Source organism: Agrobacterium tumefaciens, assembly GCA_025559845.1.
Lineage (GTDB): Bacteria > Pseudomonadota > Alphaproteobacteria > Rhizobiales > Rhizobiaceae > Agrobacterium.
Window position 1 is genome coordinate 1 of record CP048470.1, and the last position, 20,779, is coordinate 20,779.

General features: G+C 55.5%; 24 protein-coding genes and 4 pseudogenes. 15 read left to right on the forward strand and 13 right to left on the reverse strand.

Going from position 1 to position 20,779, the window contains the following annotated elements; all coding sequences use genetic code 11:
- The 6 genes and pseudogenes from FY156_16520 (at position 1) to FY156_16545 (ending at position 2,628) form a co-directional block, all read left to right on the forward strand.
- A pseudogene (locus tag FY156_16520) lies at positions 1 to 569 on the forward strand (hypothetical protein).
- Positions 570 to 598: 29 nt separating this feature from the next.
- A complete protein-coding gene (locus tag FY156_16525; GenBank protein ID UXS03191.1) occupies positions 599 to 943 on the forward strand; it encodes a DNA polymerase III subunit beta in 345 nt (114 codons plus the stop codon).
- A gap of 95 nt (positions 944 to 1,038) precedes the next feature.
- The gene (locus tag FY156_16530) at positions 1,039 to 1,329 is read left to right on the forward strand and encodes a type II toxin-antitoxin system ParD family antitoxin (protein ID UXS03192.1); all 291 of its coding nucleotides are present in this window, start codon (positions 1,039 to 1,041) and stop codon (positions 1,327 to 1,329) included.
- Between the two features lie 15 nt (positions 1,330 to 1,344).
- The gene (locus FY156_16535; protein UXS05123.1) at positions 1,345 to 1,644 is read left to right on the forward strand and encodes a type II toxin-antitoxin system RelE/ParE family toxin; all 300 of its coding nucleotides are present in this window, start codon (positions 1,345 to 1,347) and stop codon (positions 1,642 to 1,644) included.
- Between the two features lie 132 nt (positions 1,645 to 1,776).
- Positions 1,777 to 2,127, forward strand: a complete 351-nt coding sequence (locus tag FY156_16540; GenBank protein UXS03193.1) for a DUF2384 domain-containing protein — start codon at positions 1,777 to 1,779, stop codon at positions 2,125 to 2,127.
- Positions 2,128 to 2,130: 3 nt separating this feature from the next.
- Entirely contained in the window at positions 2,131 to 2,628 is a 498-nt protein-coding gene (locus FY156_16545) for an RES domain-containing protein (GenBank protein UXS03194.1), read from the forward strand.
- 11 nt (positions 2,629 to 2,639) lie between these two features.
- Here FY156_16545 and FY156_16550 read toward each other — a convergent pair whose 3' ends face one another.
- Positions 2,640 to 3,452 (reverse strand): DUF4242 domain-containing protein, encoded by an 813-nt coding sequence (locus FY156_16550; protein ID UXS03195.1) that lies wholly within the window; start codon positions 3,450 to 3,452, stop codon positions 2,640 to 2,642.
- Positions 3,453 to 3,838: 386 nt separating this feature from the next.
- On the opposite strand from FY156_16550, the gene FY156_16555 reads away from it, so the two are divergent.
- On the forward strand, positions 3,839 to 4,114 hold the full coding sequence (locus tag FY156_16555; GenBank protein ID UXS03196.1) for a helix-turn-helix transcriptional regulator: 276 nt from the start codon (positions 3,839 to 3,841) through the stop codon (positions 4,112 to 4,114).
- Positions 4,115 to 4,367: 253 nt separating this feature from the next.
- Here the strand turns inward: FY156_16555 and vapC are convergent, their stop codons facing one another.
- Both vapC and FY156_16565 read right to left on the reverse strand, forming a co-directional pair.
- Positions 4,368 to 4,769: a tRNA(fMet)-specific endonuclease VapC gene (vapC, locus tag FY156_16560; GenBank protein ID UXS03197.1), complete on the reverse strand. Its 402-nt coding sequence runs from the start codon at positions 4,767 to 4,769 to the stop codon at positions 4,368 to 4,370.
- On the reverse strand, positions 4,769 to 4,999 hold the full coding sequence (locus tag FY156_16565) for an antitoxin (protein ID UXS03198.1): 231 nt from the start codon (positions 4,997 to 4,999) through the stop codon (positions 4,769 to 4,771). Before FY156_16565 ends, vapC begins: the two co-directional genes overlap by 1 nt.
- Before the next feature lie 207 nt (positions 5,000 to 5,206).
- Here FY156_16565 and FY156_16570 point away from each other — a divergent pair, with 207 nt between their 5' ends.
- The 5 genes and pseudogenes from FY156_16570 to FY156_16590 all read left to right on the forward strand — a co-directional run bounded on the left by FY156_16570 (position 5,207) and on the right by FY156_16590 (position 9,829).
- Positions 5,207 to 5,692: a BA14K family protein gene (locus FY156_16570; GenBank protein UXS03199.1), complete on the forward strand. Its 486-nt coding sequence runs from the start codon at positions 5,207 to 5,209 to the stop codon at positions 5,690 to 5,692.
- Positions 5,693 to 5,970: 278 nt separating this feature from the next.
- A complete protein-coding gene (locus FY156_16575; GenBank protein UXS03200.1) occupies positions 5,971 to 7,035 on the forward strand; it encodes a class I SAM-dependent methyltransferase in 1,065 nt (354 codons plus the stop codon).
- A 970-nt stretch (positions 7,036 to 8,005) separates the two neighbouring features.
- A pseudogene (locus tag FY156_16580) lies at positions 8,006 to 8,277 on the forward strand (SAM-dependent methyltransferase).
- A gap of 900 nt (positions 8,278 to 9,177) precedes the next feature.
- Positions 9,178 to 9,419 (forward strand): annotated as a pseudogene (locus FY156_16585) (hypothetical protein).
- Positions 9,420 to 9,658: 239 nt separating this feature from the next.
- A complete protein-coding gene (locus tag FY156_16590) occupies positions 9,659 to 9,829 on the forward strand; it encodes a hypothetical protein (GenBank protein ID UXS03201.1) in 171 nt (56 codons plus the stop codon).
- 94 nt (positions 9,830 to 9,923) lie between these two features.
- Here FY156_16590 and FY156_16595 read toward each other — a convergent pair whose 3' ends face one another.
- The 3 genes from FY156_16595 to FY156_16605 form a co-directional block, all read right to left on the reverse strand.
- Complete coding sequence (locus FY156_16595) at positions 9,924 to 10,568, reverse strand: ankyrin repeat domain-containing protein (GenBank protein ID UXS03202.1); 645 nt, start codon at positions 10,566 to 10,568, stop codon at positions 9,924 to 9,926.
- A 131-nt stretch (positions 10,569 to 10,699) separates the two neighbouring features.
- The gene (locus FY156_16600; protein ID UXS03203.1) at positions 10,700 to 11,353 is read right to left on the reverse strand and encodes a cytochrome b; all 654 of its coding nucleotides are present in this window, start codon (positions 11,351 to 11,353) and stop codon (positions 10,700 to 10,702) included.
- Between the two features lie 27 nt (positions 11,354 to 11,380).
- Positions 11,381 to 12,202 (reverse strand): hypothetical protein, encoded by an 822-nt coding sequence (locus FY156_16605; protein UXS03204.1) that lies wholly within the window; start codon positions 12,200 to 12,202, stop codon positions 11,381 to 11,383.
- A gap of 137 nt (positions 12,203 to 12,339) precedes the next feature.
- Here FY156_16605 and FY156_16610 point away from each other — a divergent pair, with 137 nt between their 5' ends.
- On the forward strand, positions 12,340 to 12,561 hold the full coding sequence (locus tag FY156_16610; GenBank protein UXS03205.1) for a helix-turn-helix transcriptional regulator: 222 nt from the start codon (positions 12,340 to 12,342) through the stop codon (positions 12,559 to 12,561).
- Positions 12,562 to 12,849: 288 nt separating this feature from the next.
- On the opposite strand, the gene FY156_16615 is transcribed toward FY156_16610, so the two are convergent.
- The 4 genes from FY156_16615 to FY156_16630 all read right to left on the reverse strand — a co-directional run bounded on the left by FY156_16615 (position 12,850) and on the right by FY156_16630 (position 14,658).
- Positions 12,850 to 13,005, reverse strand: coding sequence for a hypothetical protein (locus FY156_16615; protein ID UXS03185.1), 156 nt, complete (start codon positions 13,003 to 13,005; stop codon positions 12,850 to 12,852).
- Positions 13,006 to 13,340: 335 nt separating this feature from the next.
- On the reverse strand, positions 13,341 to 13,832 hold the full coding sequence (locus tag FY156_16620) for a type II toxin-antitoxin system YhaV family toxin (protein UXS03206.1): 492 nt from the start codon (positions 13,830 to 13,832) through the stop codon (positions 13,341 to 13,343).
- 2 nt (positions 13,833 to 13,834) lie between these two features.
- Complete coding sequence (locus tag FY156_16625) at positions 13,835 to 14,167, reverse strand: AbrB family transcriptional regulator (GenBank protein UXS03207.1); 333 nt, start codon at positions 14,165 to 14,167, stop codon at positions 13,835 to 13,837.
- Positions 14,168 to 14,349: 182 nt separating this feature from the next.
- Positions 14,350 to 14,658, reverse strand: coding sequence for a DUF2442 domain-containing protein (locus tag FY156_16630; protein ID UXS03208.1), 309 nt, complete (start codon positions 14,656 to 14,658; stop codon positions 14,350 to 14,352).
- Between the two features lie 248 nt (positions 14,659 to 14,906).
- On the opposite strand from FY156_16630, the gene FY156_16635 reads away from it, so the two are divergent.
- Positions 14,907 to 15,170, forward strand: coding sequence for a hypothetical protein (locus tag FY156_16635; GenBank protein ID UXS03209.1), 264 nt, complete (start codon positions 14,907 to 14,909; stop codon positions 15,168 to 15,170).
- Here FY156_16635 and FY156_16640 read toward each other — a convergent pair.
- From FY156_16640 to FY156_16650, 3 genes and pseudogenes are all read right to left on the reverse strand, one after another.
- Positions 15,116 to 16,360 (reverse strand): type II toxin-antitoxin system HipA family toxin, encoded by a 1,245-nt coding sequence (locus FY156_16640; GenBank protein UXS03210.1) that lies wholly within the window; start codon positions 16,358 to 16,360, stop codon positions 15,116 to 15,118. The genes FY156_16635 and FY156_16640 overlap by 55 nt on opposite strands.
- Positions 16,361 to 16,372: 12 nt before the next feature.
- A complete protein-coding gene (locus FY156_16645) occupies positions 16,373 to 16,639 on the reverse strand; it encodes a helix-turn-helix transcriptional regulator (GenBank protein ID UXS03211.1) in 267 nt (88 codons plus the stop codon).
- A 2,219-nt stretch (positions 16,640 to 18,858) separates the two neighbouring features.
- Positions 18,859 to 19,407: pseudogene (locus tag FY156_16650) on the reverse strand (hypothetical protein).
- A gap of 406 nt (positions 19,408 to 19,813) precedes the next feature.
- On the opposite strand from FY156_16650, the gene FY156_16655 reads away from it, so the two are divergent.
- The gene (locus tag FY156_16655; GenBank protein ID UXS03212.1) at positions 19,814 to 20,713 is read left to right on the forward strand and encodes an AraC family transcriptional regulator; all 900 of its coding nucleotides are present in this window, start codon (positions 19,814 to 19,816) and stop codon (positions 20,711 to 20,713) included.
- Positions 20,714 to 20,779 lie beyond the last annotated feature (66 nt).

The window sequence follows — 20,779 nt, forward strand, 5'->3', positions numbered from 1 at the left end:
ACGGTGGTACCGAGACTGCCGAAGCTGCCAGCATCGGTCCGGCATTTGACTGGAACGGTGATGGCCTCGTGGATCCGACAGCCTGGGTTGGACCCGACGACGGCCTCCTTGCAATTGATCTCGCCGCAGATGGTACTGCCGGACCTGACGAGCAAATCACTCAGGCTCCCGAGATTGCGTTTGCGCTTTGGAAAACCGAGGATGAACGCCAGGCAGAGCTGAAGGCACTGGGCATCGACGACACGGGCCGTCCTGTCACGGACCTCGAGGGCCTGCGTTTTGCCTTCGACACCAACAAGGACAACGTGCTCGATAACCGCGATGCTCGCTGGAGCGAATTCCGGATCTGGCAGGACGCGAACCAGAATGGTGTAGCTGAGGACGGTGAGCTCCAAACATTGGATGATCTCGGGATCAAGCTCATCAATCTCATCCCGTCCCCTGATGGCTCGACGGTATTTGCCGATGGGTCGGCAATCACTGGCACCAGCACGGCGCAAAAGACCGATGGCTCAACTCTGCTGATAGGAGACGTCACACTGGCATACCGGCCTTCGGCATTCGGGTGAAGAAAACCAAAAATCCAACGGATAGGGTCATGAACCGCGCCATTGCAACTCGAAGCTTGAAGAAGCACGCTCGTGCCATAAAAGGTATGGGCGCTACAGCCCTGTATCTATTCGGATCAGCGGCCCGTGATGAAAGACGATCCTCGAGTGACCTCGATCTCTTCGTTGATTACGGTCCGGCCAAGACGTTTTCGCTTCTTGAACAGATTGGCATCAAGCAATTCCTCGAAGAAAAGCTCGCTGTAGAGGTGGACATCACCACCCGTAACAGCCTCCATCCGATGCACCACGGGCGCTGTACACCCGTTCGAGCGGCTGACGAAGCGCAAGATGCCAAGGCGATCAACGTGCGGCGGAAGGTGAAGGCCACCTGAAAGGAAGCATAGAGGAAGCGGGATTAAATTCCTTTTGGTGCCAGGTAGGATTTTATCCTACCATCATAAGCAAAGCACAACGAAAGGGTTGAGCCATGCAAACCGCCGAGAAAATCAGCATCACGATGACCCCCGAAATGCTGCGCCTCATCCGCGACACCGTCAATGCGGGCGAATATGCCTCTACCAGCGAGGTGGTACGTGACGCCATGCGGATATGGCAGCGCGAGCGGAAGGAACATGCGGAACGGCTCAAGGCCATTCGGACACGTGTTCGTCGCTCCTTCGATGACCCCCGCCCTGATGTGAGTGGACAGGAAGCCGATGCGGCATTGGAGGCCGCCCTTGCCAAGATTGATGAAGACCTCGACCGTGCGGCATCTTAAGGTTTCCCCGAAGCTATTGCCGATCGTGCGGAAATCTATCGCTTCATTGCGATCCGCAGTCAAAACCGCGCCATCGCCAGCGATTTCGTCGAACGGATTAAAGACCGGTGCAACCGCATCGGATATTCCCCGTTGGGCGGAACGCCGCGTGATGATCTGGAACTAGGATTGCGCACGTTGCCCTTTGAGCGCGCCGCCGTTATTGCCTACAAGGTCGAACAGGAAACCGTGCGTATCGGTAATGTCTTCAATGGCGGGCGCGACTTTGAAGCTCTGTATTCGGACGGAAATCTATCCCCGGAGGATCAGTCATGAGCGAGCCCACCCCGGGCCCCGAATTCAAGCACCATCGCCCCTCATCAGATAGATACGAACACATTGAAAGCCCCAATTTTTGACGCTATATAACGTCTATATTATTGGCGTTATCAGAATTGGAGGCGAACCATGGGCCTCGCCCAATACGCAGACAACGGACTGTTCGTACCACGCAAGATCGCCGACGCACTTCGCACAACCAGCGAAGAGATCGCCCGAACTGCAGGGCTGGGGAAAGATGCGATCCAACGCAAAGACCGTATTCGTTCTGATCGGACGCAACGACGGCTGCGCGAGATGATCGAAATCGTCAACAAAGTCGAACCACGCTTCGGCTCCGCCTTGATAGCCTACGCCTGGTATCGCTCCGAGCCGCTCGCTGGCTTTTCAGGTCAAACGGCAATGCAACTGGTCCGCGACGGTCGTGCTGAAGACGTTCTTGACTATATTGATGCCGTGGATGCCGGCGTTCACGCATAGCCAATGCGTTATCAGGGGAAACTGTATAGAGCGCTCAATCCGATTTATGCACGCGAACCATTGTCCGGTCGCGGTGCCGAACTCTATGGCGGCCGGTTTAACCCGAAAGGCATGCCAGCACTCTACACATCGCTGACAATCATGACGGCATTGAAGGAAGCAAACCAGGTCGGCAACCTGCAGCCCACAACCCTGGTATCTTATGATGCCGACATCGAACATGTCTTCGACTGCCGGGAAGAGAAGGCCTTGCAAGCGCTAGGCATGGATAACAGCGCGCTCGCAGATCCGACATGGCGCGACCAGATGAAGCTAGTGGGCGAGGCAAGAACCCAAACATTCGCGCGCCAACTGGTCACCGATGGCTACAGTGGACTCATCGTGAAACGTTTCGCTCCCGGTGCCGCGCATGACGATCTCAATTGCGTCATCTGGAAATGGGGCAGCGCCGCTCCTTCCAGCCTGATACTGATCGACGACGAACGTCGTTTGTCACACTGATGGGCAAGGCGCTAATTCAGCCACTCACAGCGGTAGGCTAGAACCGGCTCAGCAAAACCCTTCAGCCGGAAGTGATTGCCCTCCACAGCCACGTCAACGCTGCCACACTCCTGCAGAATCCTGTCCGAGAAGAGGATCTGATCACTATCTGCCGCAGCGCAAAGCCGGGCCGCCAGTTGCACTGTCGTGCCGAAAAAATCATTGCTGTCTTCAACCGGCTCACCGCAGTCCAGCCCGATGCGGACGTGGATCGGTTCTCCATTGTCCCGGTTATAGCGCTGAAAGGCGCGCTGGATATCAATGGCGCAATCAACCGCAAAGGGCGTCGTCGAAAACACCGCCATGATGCCATCACCAGTGTGTTTCACCACCCGTCCTGACCGTCGCGCAAGGCATCCTCTCACAAGCGCATCATGAGCCCTGATGAGTTCAGCTGCCATCAGATCACCCAGGCGGGACGTCATTTCCGTCGAGCCGACAATGTCCGTAAAGAGGACCGCCCGGTGACCCGCATCCATGTCTCTTGAACCGGTGCCGCTTCCCACAGGATCCTGTATTCGCCCCAGAAATGCTTCGACCGCCGAAAGTGCGACTTCCACGACTTCGCTGGCAATAAACCCGTGCGCCTCCCGATGTACGCATTGAGCCGTTTCCGCATCCGGCGCATCCATCAGGCAAAACGCCGTACCACGATGATCATCGAACCAGTAGGTCAGAAACCTGACGCCATACTGATCCTGAATGTTGAGGTCCTTGAGATGAGCCGCAGCGATATCTGCAGCCGAAACTCCGGCAAGATCGTGCCGGTCCATAAAGATAGGCATACGCTTCCTCCCCGAGAATGAAGTGCCTCTCCTGCAGCAGTTTACGACCTTAGAAAACACCAGTCCATCGCCCGTGTGGGTGACCCTCAAAGCCACGCCCTAACCGGAAGTGCAGCGCTCACTCCCGTCAAAAGCTCCTGGACCAGAAGATGACAATGAGACATCGAAAGAATAGACCCACTAAAACGGGTTGATTACGTCGCTTTCTGGATTTATTATCCCATTATCGGGGTCAATATGCGCCTTACGACCCGTAGCATCATGCCGCCAAACTGGAACGACGGGATGACACCGCCCGAAACCGTCGAACGTGCGATGAGCCACTCCACGGAAATCGCGCAGAGCGTTCAGGCTTCCCTGTCACAGACCTGAGCAAGGGCCACACCATGCCACGGTGGAAAAAGCCGACCAAAGAAGAAATACTTCAAAACCGTCGCGACATTGCCGAGCGGGCACGTCTTGGCGAATTACGCCTGCCTGCTGCAGTGGCGGAAATCCGCAAGGGCATCGGGCTGACGCAGGAGGAGTTTGCGAGGGTGCTGTCACTGACCAGGCGCCAGGTCGCAGAGATCGAAACTGGCGCCGCAAATCCGACCCTCGAAACGCTCGAAAAAATCGGCCGGCTGTTTGGATTTGGAGTTGGCTTCGTGCCCCGGGCATGAACCGCGTCCCTCACAATGCTGGCCCGAAGCCTGTCCGTACAGAGCCTGCCAGGCGAGGCCTCACATCAGCTGCGACCTTAGAAAACACCAGTCCATCGCCCGTGTGGGTGACCCTCAAAGCCACTCCGAGCCGGTAATGCAACGCACCACCGAAGGCGCCAGAGAAACGTCAAATAGCCTGCGGCCAAACAGATGGCTTTTACGCAACAAGAGGCAAGCTACGACCTGTCCACAATACTCGCGAGTGCGTCGTCTAGACCGTCCAATCCTCAACACGTAGCCCAGGCACGCGATCAAACTCACGCCGATTATTTGTCACGACGATAAAGCCACGGGATCGCGCGTGCCCCGCGATCAGTTGGTCATAAGGTCCGATTGGGGTTCCATTCCGAACGAGTTCGGCCCGGAGCTGGGCTGTATGGCTCGCAGCAATGTCATCATAAGGCAATACTTCGAGGCGAGACGCAAAACCTTCGACAACATCCAAATTACGCTTGGGACTTACTGACTTCTCAGCCCCGTAAATCAACTCCATCAAGCTGACTGAGCTTATGCACAGTTGGCCGGAGCGGAGATTGAATGCATCGCGCACCTGTTGTGGCTTGTTTTTGATGGTAAAAATGCAGATGTTTGTATCCAGCATGTATTTCAACATCAAAATGCTTCCCGCTCCTGCGCAGCCGGCTGATCACGGTCGTTCATAAAATCGGCCGACGCCTCTGGCCCTTCGAACCAGCTGTCCCAGATCTCACCGGCAGGGGCAATGATCCGGGTGCGCCCGATTGCAACGATATCGACGCGCTTCACATCATCTGGCAAAGCAACCGCCTTTGGAAGGCGGATGGCCTGGCTCCTGTTGCTCTGAAAAACCGCACCCTGCTCCATGGCTCACCTCGTCTGTATCTACAAATGACATATCCCAAGAATAAAACTACACAGGGATATGTCAACGGGATATACGCCGAGCCTTTCACAACCTGGACGGCCTCGATCCGCTGTCCAAGAGTGTGATGGTCCAGCCCCCAGAAACTTTTGTTCATATTGCGTTCAATCCCCGCGAGCATAATGAGATGTAGCTCGAAAGGATTGTTGATGAAGAAGATTTCAATCGTGCTGATGGCAGCGTTCACAGCATTGTCTGGCATTGTCCCAGCCACTGCGGCTCCCCTATACGCCGTGCCGAAACAGCCCGTCATCCAGACCGATATCGACCAGGTTCAATATCGTCATGATCGCGACCGACGCGGTCCCCCACGCTGGGAGAGAGATCGCCGTCCAGATTATCGCCGTCCGCCACCGCGTCACGGCTGGCATAACGGTTACCAAGGCTATCGGGATCGTCGCCCCGGCTACCGCCGTTATAATGATGGCTGGTGGTATCCTCTGGCCGCGTTCGGTGCAGGTGCAATTATTGGTGGAGCAATAGCAAACCAGCCTGCGCCGCCGCCTCCAGCTTATGGACGGCTCAGCCAGGCGCATATAAACTGGTGCTCATCGCGTTACCGCACCTACCGGGCCTACGACAATACCTATGCCCCGCAGGTTGGCGTGCGGGCGCAGTGCGTATCGCCGTACTGATCGCATCAACAGACCAGACACATTGCTGAAACTGGCGTTCATGCGCTTCAACCCTGCCGGAAACGGCGGGGTTTTCTTATGGGCAGATGTATGCGAGGAGCACGCCGTCCATCGCCCGTGTGGGTGACCCTCAAACCCACGCTCTAACCGGAATGTACGACGCCCGTTTACGTGACAATTCCGAGGTGTACGGCTATATTACGTTTCACACGAGCATTCACTGACGCGGATTTCTGCGCCAGCCTTTGCCCGCCAACAGATGATTTGGGGGGAATGCGATGACACAGCTCGACGAAGCAAAACTCAACTCTTTCATTGGTAAAATGCTGGGTGATCTCGGCGGCGCCTTTAGCGTACCAACCGTCAGGATTGGCCTGCGACTGGGGCTCTTTGACGCGCTGCACCGCTCAGGTCCCGTGACCTCGGCGGGCCTGGCAGCGGCAGCGGGCGACCTGTCAGAGCGATACGTGCGGGAATGGGCTTTAGCACAGGCTGCAAACGGATACATCGACTACGACAGCGCTTCTGAAACCTTCAGTCTTTCCCCCGAACAGGCAATGGTTTTCGTCAACAAGGATAGCCCGGTCTACCTGGAAGGCGCCTTTGATCTGGCAGCAGCCATGATCGAGGGAGAACCAAAGGTCGAGAAATCGTTCAGGACCGGCGGCGGCGTACGCTGGGGTGATACTGCCGGCTGCCTGTTCTGTGCGACTGGGGCATTTTTCCGCCCAGGCTATGTCAATAATATCGTTCCCTCCTGGATACCTGCTCTGCAAGGGGTCGAAGAAAAACTCGGCAGAGGCGCCAAAGTGGCTGACGTCGGATGCGGCGTCGGTTTCTCCACCATCCTCATGGCAGAGGCGTACCCGAATGCACGTTTCATCGGTTACGATTTCCATCAACCATCGATCGACGAAGCCAACAGGCATGCCAAAAACCATGGCGTTGGCGATCGCGTCAAATTCGTCGCAGCAACCGCCAAAGACATCATGGACACCAGCTTCGATCTCGTCACCAGTTATGACTGCCTGCACGACATGGGAGATCCGCGTGGATGCGCTGCGCACATGGCGAGGATCCTCAAAAATGATGGAACGTGGATGATTGTAGAGCCGATTGCAGGCGATCGCCCGGCAGACAACATGAACCCGGTCGGCAGGCTCTACTACAACGCGTCGACCATGATCTGCGTGCCAACATCACTCGATCAGGAAGTTGGTGAAGGACTGGGGGCCCAGGCTGGGGAGGCAAAACTTACTGAGGTCATTCGCGCTGGCAACTTCAAGACTGTAAGGCGCGCATTTTCAGGGCCGTTCAACATGGTTCTTGAGGCACGGCCTTAAAAACAATTGAGCTAGCCTCGCGGAAGACCGAAGTCGCCCAGGCTGGTCTTGTCGCACTAATCAATGCCCCGATCGTTCCCATACAGTGCTCAGGCCTATTTCGTTGATCAAACGATCAGCCGCAACGACCGATCTCTCCGCCCGCGCTGAGATAGTTTTTTTACCAACTCAAATGGAAACACGTCGAGTGATCTGACAAACGGCTGAACCCGGCGGCCGCCTCCGCAGCCACGATTCTCATGGCTGCGGCATTGTCTTGAACTCTCCCCCCAAGAGATAGCACAGCTGCGCGTGTCTCTGAGAGCTAACAAGCCACAAGAGACATCAGTGACATCACTTACAGCAGTACAGCAGTACAGCAGTACAGCAGTGACAGAAGCATAGCAGTGACGCCAGCACAGCACTTACAGAAGCATAGCAGTGACGCCAGCACAGCACTTACAGAAGCACAGTAGTGACCGCAGCGCAGCAGTCACAGAAGCACAGCAGTGACCGCAGCACAGCAGTCACAGAAGCACAGCAGTGACCGCAGCACAGCAGTCACAGAAGCACAGCAGTGACCGCAGCACAGCACTTACAGAAGCACAGCAGTGACCGCAGCATGGCGCTTACAGAAGCACAGCAGTGATCGCTGCACAGCACTGACAGAAGCACAGCAGTAACCGCAGCATGGCGCTTACAGAAGCAAAGTAGTGACCGCAGCGCAGCAGTCACAGAAGCACAGTGGTGACCGCAGCACAGCACTTACAGAAGCACAGCAGTGACCGCACCGCCAAGTTGCGCAGTCCCGATCCGATTTCGGAAACCGGACGCATGCATCGGAATGAATTGTTCGAGTGGCAGGATAGCAGTCTTCGTGGTACAAAAACTCGAGCCTGCCGCGGAGGGTAAAAACACCACCCCAGGTGGTCACCACGGAGTGCCCGACAGCTTCGCTGCGTCGACCAACAACTCCTCTTTCATTGATAAAATGCTGGGTGACCTTGGCGGCGCCTTTAGCCTGCCAACCGTCGGGATTGGCCTGCGACTGGGCTCTTCGACGCGCTTCCCCGCTCAGATCCCGTGATGGCAGCGGGTCTGGGAGCAGCAGCGGCTGACCTTTCAGAGCGATACGTGCGGGAATGGGCCTGAGGACAGGCTGCAAACGGATCCATCGACTACGACAGCGCTCCTGAAACCTTCAGCCTTTTCCCCGAACAGGCGACGGGTTTCGCCAACAAGGATAGCCCGGTCTACCTGGAAGTGAGAGCAGCACAGCAGTGACAGCATGGCTTCACAAGCTGCAAGCGGTTGGATCTACGAAACCGCCAAGTTGCGCAGTCCTGATCCGATTTCGGATCCCGGACGCAGGTTTCGGAATGAATTGTTCGTGTAGCAGGATAGCAGTCTTCGTGGTACAAAAACTCGAGCCTGCCGCGGAGGGTGAAAACCACCACCCCAGGCGGACACCATGGAGTGCCCGACGGCTTCGCTGCGTCGACTAACCACTCCTCTTTCATTGGTAAAATGCTGGGTGACCTTGGCGGCGCCTTTAACGTGCCAACCGCCAGGATTGGCCTGCGACCGGGGCTCTTCGACGCGCTTCACCGTCCAGTGACCTCAGCGGACTTGGCAGCAGCAGGCGACCTTTCAGAGCGATACCGTGCGGGGAATGGGCCTTAGCACAGGCCTGCAAACAGAGACATCGACTACGACAGCGCTACTAAAACTCTTCGTCTTGCCACCGAACAGGTGATTGTTTTCGTCAACAAGGATAGCCCAGTCGACCTGGAAGTTACAGCAGTGACCGCAGGACAGCAGTCACAAAAGCACAGCAATGACCGCAGCCCGCACCGCCAAGTTGCGCAGTCCCGATCCGATTTCGGATCCCAGACGCATGTATCAGAATGAATTGTTCGGGTGGCAGGATAGCAGTCTTCGTGGTACAAAAACTCGAGCCTGCCGCGGAGGGTGAAAAACACCACCCCAGGTGGTCACCACGGAGTGCCCGACAGCTTCGCTGCGTCGACCAACAACTCCTCTTTCACTGGTAAAATGCAGGGCGAGCTTGGCGGCGCCTTTAGCGTGCCAACCGTCAGGATCGGCCTGCGACCGGGGCTCTTTGACGCGTTTCACCGCTCGGGTCCCGTGACCTCAGCAGGCGCAGACAACACGAACCTGGTCGGCGGGCTCTACTACAACGCGTCGACCATGATCTGCGTAACGACATCGCTGGATCAGTAGGCTGCTGAAGGCCTCGGAGCACATGCAGGAGAAGCCAAGCTCTCCGACGTCATTCGTCCGGGAGGATTCAAAATGTCAGGCGCGCATTTACAGGACCATTCAATTTGGTCCCTGGAGGCCCGACAGAGCACACTAAAATGGCAATGGAGCCATGCCGATGAAATGGACCGCTCGGACCCGTTCACACCGAATGCAAAACTTTATCGACCGTCCGAAAACTCATGATGCCGGTTGTGACGGATAATGCGTCATCTGGCTTCCAAGCTTTCCACGACCTCGGTTTGGGATAGAAATCTTCACTCGACATATGAAACAACCGACCTCAATAGGGATATCAACTTACAGACGAAAGTTTCGGACAATATTCGCGTGATTAAAACACTCCCCACGAGGAGTACGCATGCCCGATAAACAAGACGATATTACCGAGGAAATCTTGATGCTGGCCTGGGCGATCACCGCCAAGCACCTCACACGCGGAGAAAAAGACGTCACCAGAATAGTTGCTGACGCTATCCTGCAGGAACGATTGCGTTGGGAAAATCGTCTCGGGCAACCTCAACAGGGATGAGACATTCACCGCACAATGTCTACATCATACCTTGCGCCATCGAGGCTGGTTAATTTACCGTTTGCCCGCGAAACAACCACCATCGCACCTATGCTCAGTCATTTGCTTTAGACGCTTCAAGTAGCGTGGCGATTGCCGACAGGTCACGGGCCCGAGCGTGGGCCAATGCATTCTTTCCGTCAGAGTCCTTGATGTCCACGTCAGCTCCCGCCTGCAGCAACGAGCGAACGATGCGCTGCGAGGTCGGACCACCATCCGTTAAGATCGCAACTTCGAGCAAGGCAGTCCATCCAAGCCTGTTGACATGATCGACATTAACCCCTGCAGCAATGAGCAGGTCGACGGCATCAGGATGCCCCTTCTCCGCAGCAGGGATCAAAGCGGTGCCGCCAAATCGGTTTGTGCTCGTTAGATCGGCTCCGTGCGCGAGGATCATCCGTAGAATGTCCACACGGCCTTGAGCGCCAGCCACGAGAAATGGGCTATCTTGAATGCCGTCCTTGGCATTCACATCAGCTCCGGCGGCAAGGAGGAGACGCGCGGCATCGATATCGTTTTTCCAGACTGCCACCATGAGGGCTGTTTGGCCCTGTGCGTTTTTCTCATCAACAGAGCTGCCCATTGCCAATGCCTGCTCTAATCCTTGATAGTCACCACGTTCCACGGCACTCAAAATTGTGGCTGACGCATTGCCGCCCAGTCCCATCATCAATAACCCTGCTAGAAAAAACTGCCGCATTGCATCCTCTAAGCGTTACTTGGCCATCCAAGAAGCGTGCCCGCAAAGAAATCACTCCAAGTAGCCGACCTGGCTCGACAAGCTTCTATGAACAGGCCGCACAAACACCGAGTTGTCAGGCACTGCTATTCCTAGATTAAAGGACGCTGCGACCGAACTGAAGATGACGCTCCCGTCGCGCTAATTTCAAGGTCGCAGCATCTTCCAGCAGTAGAGGGCCGAAAAGGTCCGGTCATGCGCGCAAGTGTGCCATCCTTGAGGGCCAGCTGATGGAAAAGCGCCATGACAATGTGCCCGGCAATCAAAGCCGACAGGCACCACGACAAAACGCCATGCAACTGATTGGCAGGCGCCACCATCCATTCGACCCTCACACCTGTTGCCGGGATCCACGGCATAAATCCGCGCCCGTTGCCGTAGGCCCGTACAAGCGCCAGCGCCGGAATGATGAACATCAGTCCATAGAAACAAAAATGGACAACAGCTGCCGCCCGGCCCGACCAGCCTGAAGCACGTGCCGGCCGCCGACCGCGATTGATCAGCGCCCAGATGACACGGATGACGACAAGGAGGATCGTCAGCAGGCCCACTGTTCCATGGCCCGGTCCGAACGATGTCACGTTCTTCACCCAGTCAGCCGAACCAAAGATACGCCACATGAGGATAACGGCAAACTGCCAAATGAGCAGATAGGCCATCCCCCAATGTAACAGCCGGCTGATCATTCCATACCGATCCGGCGAATCCAACCACATGTTCTTGTCGTTTCTGTTCATGCGCTGCATGTAGCAATGAACTAAAACGCGGGCAAATCACGCAGCGCACGCCTTTCCGGATCTACAGCGTCCGACGGATCTAGAAGCGCTTGCGACATCACCAATCTCCGCATCTGCCTGCAGCTCCTCGTCACCTACGATGGGTCGTAACCAGCGGATACGGGACTGCGGCTCAATGACTGACCATTGCGGCTGGATCAGTTCCTTCAACATGTTCCGGAGATAAGGCCAGGGATTTTCCTCTCGTCGAAGCCCCGGATCGTACATCACCAGCAAGCAGTGCAGTTTGGCTGCGATATCGTGAATGTAATAGGGCTGCAGTTTGATCAACACACGGCCTGCTATTCCCTCGTAACGGGCGATATCCTGTGCCTCTGCTCTGGCTGCACTGAACCCGAAATGTCCATCTGCGGATTTCCATTCGCGTCTGCGTTTGCGTAACTCCGCTCGCGCCTCCGCGGCAGCCTCAGCCCCGATCCGCGGTCCAATCTCGCGGATCTCTTCAAAAGAATTGATGACAAAAAACAGCGAAGGGTCACCGTCTATGTCGATTGTCACAGAGGGACGGCCACCGGTTTCCTCCAGCAGTTTCGCCTCAAGCTCCCGGCAGTTGCGCTCAGCAGCCAGCCGCTGCTGATGGAGGTCCCACCAACGCGGCCACAATTCCTTCGCATGCTTTGGACCGGCAATTGTTCGCGACGGAAGCTCATCCAGCAAAACCGGCAAAATGCGCGATGCCAGTGAAAGCAGATTCCGACGGTTGATCAGGCTCGGAAGGTTTTCGACGAAGCGGTCGTTCGGGAATTCATCTGCGCACGAAAATTTAGGTAAAGTTCTGCTATTCTCAGAATCAGCCATGATCCAAGCTCCAGCTAGCTAGATTGTGGTTAGGTCGAGCGGGTGTTCCAGCACCTACTCGACCGTTACAGCAAAGAGTAACTGCCTTATAAATTTTATGTCAAGGTTATAATTTGATAACAAGCGATCAAATTCGAATGGCTAGAGCAGCTTTAAGATGGGGTGTCAGGGATCTCGCAACACATGCGAAAGTCACACCTGCGACTATCACGCGCCTCGAATCTGGAAAAACAGGTCATGCGGCAACACTGATTGCCATCCAAGTCGCCTTCGAAAACGCCGGCCTGCAATTCATCGAGGAAAACGGTGGCGGTGCAGGCGTACGTTTCTCAAAACCGAGAACCGAAACACAACGCTAAGCCCCACACGATGCGGTTGTTGACGAGCTCTCACCAAACAGTGCGACGCCGTGTCCGACGAACAACCACGTGTCTTGTTCAAAGTCGCTGTTCGCGCCGACTTTCAAGCGATACGATTCTTCGTACTGCCTCAGTTCCGATCGAACATGCCGCTAAATTCCAGGTCGAGATAATACCGAAGCTTCTTGATCCGGGCAGGTCTTTGCCCCTGCCTGAGCATATCATCGTATCGTCAGAGAGCAGCATGATTTCATCGGCATTGATCAGGTTGCGCGCCGCGACAGTCTCTCAGACCTCTCCCTCGCTGAATGGCAGTGTCCCGGCGTAGGGAAGCGAGTTCCTCGACCAAACGGTATAGTCACCCTTGGTGGCCATCACCGTCATGCGACGGCGCCGGCCACCCTCGGGCCACTCGATAAGGACCTCCTGAGGGTGCTTCGACATATCGATCGCCACCGCCGTTTTTGGGAATAGAAAGATAATTTGTCACGGCTTGCCGCCTGCAAAGCGTTTTCTCGATAACTTCACATTAGAAACCTGTCGGTCGGCAATGACCACCCACTACGGCGCGCTGCGCACTACGGCACAGAGTTCACGTCCACGGCCATCCTGGCATGGGCGCAGGATCATGGCGTCGCCGCCCGCAGCCAGGATTTCTCTATGAGGACGGGACCGGCTTGTCGTGTAATGGCGAAAACGAACCTTTGGTATGGTACCGGCGCAGGCGAACGCCCGGCCCCGAGGGCAACACCGTATCCTGTGAGGTTCAACAGCATTCGTCACGGCTGCGGAGGTGAGGCTTTTTCTAGGCGGTCCACTGCGACCTGCTCGGACACGGCCTTGCGAAGCACGGCCCAATTGTCAGGCGGGTTGCCGTCCTCCAGCATCTCTTTGAAAACATTGTACGCATCGCTCTTCGCGCCATAGGTCCGCAAAGTATTTTCATCATTCACCCAGGCGAATATGATGACTTTCGCGGTCGAGTCGTAGCGGAAAAACAGGCGGAAGCGGCCATTGCCGAACTTCGCCCGGAACCAGTGCTTGTGCGCCTCGCCAAGCGTGGAACCCTGACGATAGACGGTTGCGGTCGGATCGGCAGGTATTGTCTGGAACACCAACTTGCTCAAAGCGGCCAGGAGTTTCGTGCTCGCGTTCTTTTGGTATTCGTCTGGCTTCCTGGCCTTCAGCATCTCAACAGCGTTGGTCAGCTTTTCCAACTGATCGAGAAAGAGGGGGTGCGCGAGAATGGTCGAGCCATTGATAGTCAGCATGGCTAGAGCGCGACATCCCCGTCAATTTCGGCATCGAGGTCGATATCCATGTCCCCGACAAGCGCGGCCACGCGATCGCGCAGGCTGTCGGGCAGCGTGGCGATTGATGTCCCGGGGTGTTTACTCATGTCCCGCGCCAGAAATTCGAGGAATCGATCTACGACTGGATCGCCGGCCTCTTCCGTCGCCTTCTCGACATAAACCCGGTGCTGATCGTCTACGCAGAAGGCGATGCGCCCGCCGTAGTCCACCCCCAAAACCTGCCGGACGCTCTTGGGAACTGTGGTCTGCCCCTTCGCGGTGATGGTGCTTTCTTCTTTCAGCAGCGCGCCCATGGTGTGGCTCCAAATTCGATCCCCGGAAAAGTAAGGAATTATCCTTACTTTGTCAAGAAGATCGTAGCTGCCGGTTATGACGGCATGCGAGAGGTCTGAGAACACTTTAGCAGCACGACATCGGCATTAGTCAACCCACCGTCGCGGCTCAGGGCCATCAGGGCCGAGCCGATGTGAAGACGTCATGCGCCTTCGGTTCCTCGCGACCAAAAACGCCGTGCCTTCAAGCCAGTCAGCGAAAGGTCCAGATCCAGCGCCTCCCAGTGCAGACCGTATCTTTGTCCGAGCATTTTAACGGCGGCTATCTGATGATCGTCGGCCATCCTCAATGCTTCCACCAGCGCTGCCGGAAAGGCGAAAACATAAACATTCGTGAGTTCGATGACGACTTGGCGCGAATGACGATCATAAGTCGCTTTGGCCGCACGGCATTCGTGCGTCTGCGCAACACGGCCACGCTCCAGCGCGGCGTCGATCATATCATCCGTCATATCTTGCGTTCAGTTGAAGGATGCGGCCTGAGCAATCACAACTCTTTGCCCGATTTTTAGAACCTTCGACGCGTTGATTACCAGCTGCAAGGCCGATCGGCGTTGAGGGGGCCAAGGATTATTCCGGCACCCAGGCGTCACGCGTCCGGGACAAATCGTTGCTCTGGGAACGCAATCAAATGTACGGTAAGTTGCCAACATCGCTCTCTGGGCCAGCCTCAAGCCATTCTCCAACATTGTCCGGCTGCATGAATGACGTCGGCAAGTCGTCGCAGCAGAAGTCGCCGCTAATTAACCCCCTGGACCGCAGCGAGCTTACCGGCATAGCCGCCCTTAACCGCCTCTCCAAATCCTGGCGCGCTCATGCTACCCGCAGATTGGAAACCAATACCGTAGAGGATTTGACGAAGCGCCTGGCCGGACGCATTCAAGGGACGCAAGGAAATGGCAGCGAAACCTACCCGATAATCTGTCGACTGATCCGCTGGCATCGCTTCCGGATGGCGAATTGAAGTGTTGCCCCAAACTCTCGCTGAAAAGATGGATAGTGCTCTGTCTCTCCCAGTGCCTCTTCGAGCTTTGACGTAACTATGTCGGTGAGCTCCCCTACCCGTCTAGTTAGGACGGCAGGACTGAGACCGACGGCTGATGCGAATTGCCGCCAGTCATTGCCGTGGAGTTCGTTAGCATTACTCTTAGTCGCGATCAGCTGCGGGAGCGACTGATCTACCTGTCTATAGACCGCTGCACACATCAGATCGTAGAGAGGCGCGAGTTTGGCAGTTCCGGCTGCACCGACGAGTATGGAATAGTTCTTAGCGTGGGAATCGGAGTTGCAGATCAAAATATTGAAGACCACAGCATCTAGCAACTCCAGTCTTTCGGCCGGTGACACGTAACGCGCCAGCACTTCAAACATTCGAACGAGCGATGCGCCACCGCGTTGGCCGAGCCCGGTCCGCTCATATTTTTCAGAAGGGAAAAGGCCGAGTAGCTGGCAGAAATCCTCCTGATGCACACGGCGTATCGTCCCTTGTGCATCGGCGATGCGATCATAGCGTTTGACGAGCAGGTAGTCACGCTTACCGGCGCGGCCCGTCGTCACTTCCGCTGCCTCCAGTCCGCACAGCCTGGCGAGAACCATGCAAAAGGCTTCATTCTGAACACTGCCAGCCAAGCGCCTGATGTCCGGTTTGAGGATATGCGTGGACGGGGTACCATCGACGGGAATGGCGATCTTCCCATCTTCCCCAAGGTAGACCGGCAGTTTGTCCTGCACTCCGGCGAGCGACATAGACACGCCCCGTTCCCCGACGAGGAAGGGTCTCTCGGGCAACTCATTCAAAATCCGCTCAAGCGCGGTCTCGTCCGGCACGATGCGAAAATGATTTCCGTCTCGGCGCGGTTCACCGATCGAAAAGGCTCCGGCGGTGTCTCGACCAAGGCGTGAGAGAAGACCCACAATGTCCTGCGGTGAAACCTTCAACTGTTGACCTATCTCGGAGAGATGTGTCTCTGGCAGGAGGTTGGCAAGCCATGGCATCACTTGCTCAGGACCGTAAGTACCCGATCGCAAAGGCATTGTCAGAGAAATTGGGAAAGCGGAAGCACGCCGCTCCCAGGTTTCCTCGTAGACAAGCGAAATCCCATCGCGGTCAATGAGATTGGCAACAGGAAAGCTCTCGTAGAAGATGGTGGTCACAGCGGCTCCCGATTAAGAGAAGCGGGGCAGATAGCCGAGATCGTCGTCGGCTTGCGTGCTAGGAGGCCGCGGTTCGGATTTCAGGTTACCTAGATCAATGCCAACCGTCTGTGCCGCGATGAGTGACTTTTCGAGATGGCAACTTGGCTTGCCGTTCTCCAGATCGACGATGAAGCGCTCCCCCGTCCCGCAACGTTCCGCGAGCTGGGTCTGGGTCCAACCCTGCTTCTTCCTGTGTTCACGAACAAGTGCACCGAACTCCGCAGCCGAACGGATCATCACAAACTCTCCCTAAGGTCGCCCTTACCGTACAGGAAGAATTTTTAAAAATCCACAAAAACTTACCGATAAGGAAGGAAACGCAAATACCCAAAAACTCATACCGATCGGGAAGCAAACGCCACCGAGCTTGATCACTGCGGAAATTTTTATAACCTCGCGTTGGATGCAGGCGAGACATATGGCTCGTCTGGAGTTTTAATCCGAACTCGTCAGCGCAACGCCCAACAGGGCTTCGTACCGTTCAAAGACTGCGGAGTGACGTATTTCGCATACGTCGTCTTGTGCGAGGAACATCCCTCCCAACTGAGGGATGACCTAATCGGTCATTGCACCTCGGCTTCAGCAATGAAGCAAAGGACGTGGATCCATGACATCAAAAAACAAACTTCGGAAGCTCAGAAAAAACGCTGCAAGGCAACAGGACTGGCAATGCTTCTATTGCAGGATGTCGATGTGGGACGGAAATCCGCATGCGTTCATAAAACAATTTGGACTCACAACCATATGGATCATTCCAGGGCTAGCCGTAGGCGTAGACATAGATCCTCGCAATAAGAGAAATCGATGTCTTACTCCTTAACCCGATGAACTGCAGTCAAACGAGATGGGGGCTGCTTATCGCTTACGACAGCTTTCCGTCTGGTGTTTCCGATATGATTCCAGCGTGGATTTTGTCGAGCTCAAAGAACCTCCAGAGAGAGGCTTTAAGCATTTATATTTTTCTGGAGATATTGGTTGCGGGGGCCTGACTTCATGGAGACTTGTAAATTCTGCGAGTTAAGCAGCGCATTGGCGAAAACAATTCCCATTCTGCCTTCGTCGGCTATGAACCGCCAAGAGCGGACATCGCCATGTAAGGGAATAAATGACCAAGTTGGGGCCGTCGGCAGACCTTCCGCTCTCAAGCCAACTAACGCGAAAAGCGGACACCCGAGGTGGGTACAAAGAAGGCGGATCGTGCGCGAGCCATTGAGCGCCAACCGCGCCCGTTCGCGGTCAGAGAATCTCTGGGCGCGGTTCACCTCCACCGTTACAGGATTGCCACCTCGAAGAACAAATCAATTGTGACTTTAGGCTTCAGGCACGACAACACTGAACTTCTCGACACGGAGTCGATTGATCGCGCTCTCTTGCCCAATCCTCTGTAGGGCTGACACGGCCTTCGCGGAAATGCTCTTCATCTTCTCGTCTGCGTTTCCAATGTTTCGGAAGTAGGTCAGTCCATAGATGACTAGGCGCAGCTCGTCGTCTTTTGCTACTTTCATGGCCGCATAGAAATCGTCGGCACTATGCTTGTCGATGAATTCTAGGGTGTCCTCGCTCCATCCCCTGTGTCTCACTATATCGGTCGCAACACCCGTCAGAGTTCTGTCGTCAGCGAACGCACCGGCTTTGGTAGCGAAAGCCGCGATCACATCTGGATCCTCGATACTGAAGCGCGGCGAAACAGGATCTCCCACCCAGAAGTCCTTTCCGTCATCTCGGCTGTCAACGTAGTCCTTAATGAGATCTTCGAGGCCGTCGCCATGACCGAGTTTTTTCAGGGTAGCGATCGAAGCGGAAAGATTCGCAGGACTGATTGCTGCGGCGTTGTCCCTGATCGACTGCTTCAGCTCCGTGGCGAAGGCATCTGCATTGTCATCGAAAGATCCATGGTAGATGTCCCACACCTTGCTGAACGCGGCATCCTGGTCCTTGAGTTCGAGCCTTCCCGTCAGCATGTCGGCTTCTCGCCGCAGGGAAACCTCATCGTAAAAACCGCTGCGGATGCAATCGAAGACGACGAGATCAAGGCCGTCCGCTGTGAGGAACTCATATCGCTTCAGAAGCTCGGAATGCTGGATCTCGTCTGGAGTTCGCTCCTCTCGGCCACCGAAGAGGTCGGCATAGGGGCGATGCTTCAGGATGGCATCGATCGGTGGTGCTTCGGTGGGCTGGTAGATCGCGAAGCCGAACAGGCACGCGCTATGGAAAGCCTGCTTGATGATGCGCTCGTCATAGCCCTCCAAAACCTCTTCTAGCCGACCGCATATTCTAAGGAGCTTAAAGATCGTCCGGATGTTAGTGATTTCTAGCGTCGCCGCATACTCTGCGACCATCTGGGTCAGGAGGGTCGTTCGATCCGGGACAGCTATGGCGACCGCCTCGCTCGCCGTCGGAGCGAATGTCAGATTGATGTCGATTACCTTTTCCAATTGAACGCGGAAGTCCTCAGCATTCTGCCCTTCCAATGCCTCACTGTTCAACAGCAGCACCACCTTGCAATTCTTCTTCTCTTTGAGGAAGGAGATCAGCCCCAGCACATCTTTCAGGTCGAGGCTGTCGCTCATGCGCTCAAGATCGTCGAAGCATACGATCTGGTTTCGCACGTCGAGGAACCCTGCTTCAACCAATCCTCCGTAGTCGGCAACAACGGGGATGCCGCGGATCATTCCGATCCCTGCACGCCATTTTGACGACAGTTGTGCCAAGCGTTCGGATACACCGCTGAAGGTCGCTTCCAGCCTTTCCTTCTCCCTGAAAGCTGCAGCTTCGACTGTGTTCTCGAAAACTGATCTGCGAACATCGCTTAGGGTCTCAAGGCCAAACAACGAGACGTAGGCATAGCGCGGCGGCCTTACCGTGGCATCCTTGAATGCAGCAGTGAGCAAGGTGTCCCAAGTATGGGTCTTGCCAACGCCCCACTTGCCGCTCAAACAAAGCGCAAGTTTATCCTCGGCCTTGAGAAATCGACGGATTTCGTTGTTCACTTGCTCTGTGCTCATGCTTTAATCCCGCAGCCGTCCCACTGCCGAAGGTTGTAAGTCCTTTTGCTGTTCTTGGCGAGCGCCCTGGATCAGATTGATCTCGCGCTCGAGCATATCCAGAAGGGCAGCGTCCACGATGCCCGCTTTGGCCTAGCTGCAGGAATGTCTGGTTTCAGAAACGGGCCGGAAATATCTGAACGATCAGAGTGAATGCGCTCAGCGGACAGGCTTCTTCAGCCGGAACGGCTTGTGCCCTCTATTGCAACCGCAGACGCCCTCCCGCACCTTGGGCTTGCGCGGTCCTAAGCTGACATCGGCTCAACAGGATAGTGGATTAGGCAAGATCGGATTTAGGCTTGTCTGTTCACTGATTGACAGCTCGGCTATGTTGTGCCGAACAAGCGAGCGACGTGTTTTGGACTTCATGAAGAATTCGACGATCAGCAATCAAGGCATGGAATATTTCCGTGCCAAACAGCGTGATATCGTGATTGCTCCGGTCTTCGGTAAATCTGAGATTTCGATGGCGAGGCTGTCATGCGTCACGCCAGGCCACGGAGTTATCGATCCACCCGCATATGAAAATGCGTTTTTCCTAGCATTCAATCTCCGCGATTACGAAGGCGATCTCTGGGTTGATGGCAAGAAGGTCGACACGAAAATCTCCAGGCGCGGCAACTTTACAATCTACGATCATCGTAGGTCTTGGCTTGCCGACATGAGATCAGCGTTCGATGGCGTTGGATTCCATATCCCCCGTACGGCACTAGACGCGTACGAAGAGGATTTGGGGGGCAGGCACATCGATACACTGCGTGCCGTACCTGGGCGCGATATCGAAGACGATGTCGTGCGACGGCTGATAGGCGCGTGTCTTCCCGTTCTGAATAATCCAGGTAGAGCAACGCGGCTCTTCCAGGATCATATTGCTGGAATCCTCACCTTCCACCTGTGCGCAGCCTACGGAGGTGCGAATCTTACGAATACACCGCAAGGTTCTCTTGCACCGTGGCAGAGAAAGCTAGCGCTTGAAATGCTGGAAGCCGATCTGACAGCGGACCTTCCGTTATCGGCTGTCGCTTCTGCATGCGGCCTGTCCCGGGGTTATTTTACAAAAGCTTTCAAGCTATCGACTGGCTACCCACCCTATCAATGGGTGATCCTGAAGCGTGTTGAGAAAGCGACGGAACTGCTTCGGCTGACGGACTTCACGATTGCCGAGGTCGCGTTGCTGTGCGGCTTCTGCGATCAGGCCCATCTCACGCGCGTATTTACTGGGAGACTGGGCATTACGCCGATGCAGTGGCGACGGACGTCGAGATAGCGAGATAAAGCCTACGAAATAAAAAGTCAGGAATATCCAAAACGCGTGACCTGAATACAAGAAACT